Here is a 1,171-nt window from a genome sequence, read left to right as displayed (position 1 = left end):
GTCCTCTGTCGACGGCGCCCGGATATTCGACAAGCTGAAGCTGAAGTTCGAGCAAGGGCTGCTCAGGCCGTTCCCGATCAATCCGGCCTGCTGCTATGGTCTCGGCGATGCGGCGAAGGCTTATGCCTCGGTGCTGCGCGGGACGCCCGAGCGGGTCTTGCTCAAGCCGTAAGGGAGATCGCCATGCAGGTCACCCGCTACAGCGAGGCCAAGCCCTACGAGGCGCCCGAGCACTATGACATGCACTGCCTGCGCCTGCAGGGCAAGGAAGCGACGACGACCGATACGATCTGGATCGGCCTGTCGCATCTCCTGCCGGGCGGGCGCACCTCGCTCAAGGACGCGGCGGTGGAGAAGATCTACATCGTCGTCGCCGGCGAGGTGACCGTCGAGACCGTGGATGGAGTGGTGACGCTTGGCGTGCTCGACAGCTGCCGGCTGGCGCCGGGCGAAGCACGCGCGCTGGTCAACCGCACCAACGCGCCGGCATCGATCCTGCTGGCCATGCCGACGTGAAGCGCATGGGCGGAGGAAGCGTGACCAAACCGACGATGTACCGGCTGGGTGAACGGGTGCCCTCGCTGCCGGAGGACGGCAATGTCTATGTCGCCCCCGGTGCTGTTGTCATCGGCGACGTGCGCCTCGCCAGCGGGACCAGCGTCTGGTTCAACGCCGTGCTGCGCGGCGACAACGAGCCGATCACGGTTGGGGCCGGCTCGAATGTCCAGGATGGCTGCGTCATCCACACCGACCCCGGTTTCCCCGTCGACATCGGCGAGGACGTCACCATCGGCCACAATGCCATCATTCACGGCTGCAGCATCGGCAATGGTAGCCTGGTCGGCATGGGAGCGACGGTCCTCAATGGAGCCAGGATCGGCGAACGTTGCCTGATCGGCGCCAATTCGCTCGTCCGCGAAGGCATGGTCGTGCCGGACGGCTCGCTGGTCATAGGCGTTCCCGCCAAGATAGTCAGGTCGCTTGATGGGGAGGCAGCGCAGAAGCTGTCGCAAGGCGCTCTGCGATACCGTTCGAAAGCCGAAACCTATCCGCGCGATCTCGAGGCTATCGACCCGTGACGGCGGAGCAATATCGGGCACCCGGCGTGCCTGCGTGGAAGGACATTGAGAATGAGCGAGACTGAAAACAGGCTGTTGAGCGAGGTGGAACA

2 protein-coding genes are annotated in these 1,171 nt (G+C 64.8%); both read left to right on the top strand.

Features of this window, described 5'->3' with window-relative positions:
- The first annotated feature begins 183 nt into the window (after window positions 1-183).
- On the top strand, window positions 184-516 hold the full coding sequence (locus tag ACODTY_RS24025) for a cupin domain-containing protein (RefSeq protein ID WP_488996685.1): 333 nt from the start codon (window positions 184-186) through the stop codon (window positions 514-516).
- Window positions 517-551: 35 nt separating this feature from the next.
- Window positions 552-1,079: a gamma carbonic anhydrase family protein gene (locus tag ACODTY_RS24020; RefSeq protein WP_488996686.1), complete on the top strand. Its 528-nt coding sequence runs from the start codon at window positions 552-554 to the stop codon at window positions 1,077-1,079.
- Window positions 1,080-1,171: the final 92 nt, after the last annotated feature.

It is taken from the genome of Mesorhizobium sp. FG116, assembly GCF_057809835.1.
Note: the sequence above shows the minus strand (reverse complement) of the source record. Positions and strands in the feature narration are given on the sequence as shown.

Excerpts from the sequence above, each read along its gene's own strand:
- ACODTY_RS24025 (WP_488996685.1), top strand. The coding sequence starts at position 184 with ATGCAGGTCACCCGCTACAGCGAGGCCAAGCCCTACGAGGCGCCCGAG.
- ACODTY_RS24020 (WP_488996686.1), top strand. The coding sequence starts at position 552 with ATGTACCGGCTGGGTGAACGGGTGCCCTCGCTGCCGGAGGACGGCAAT.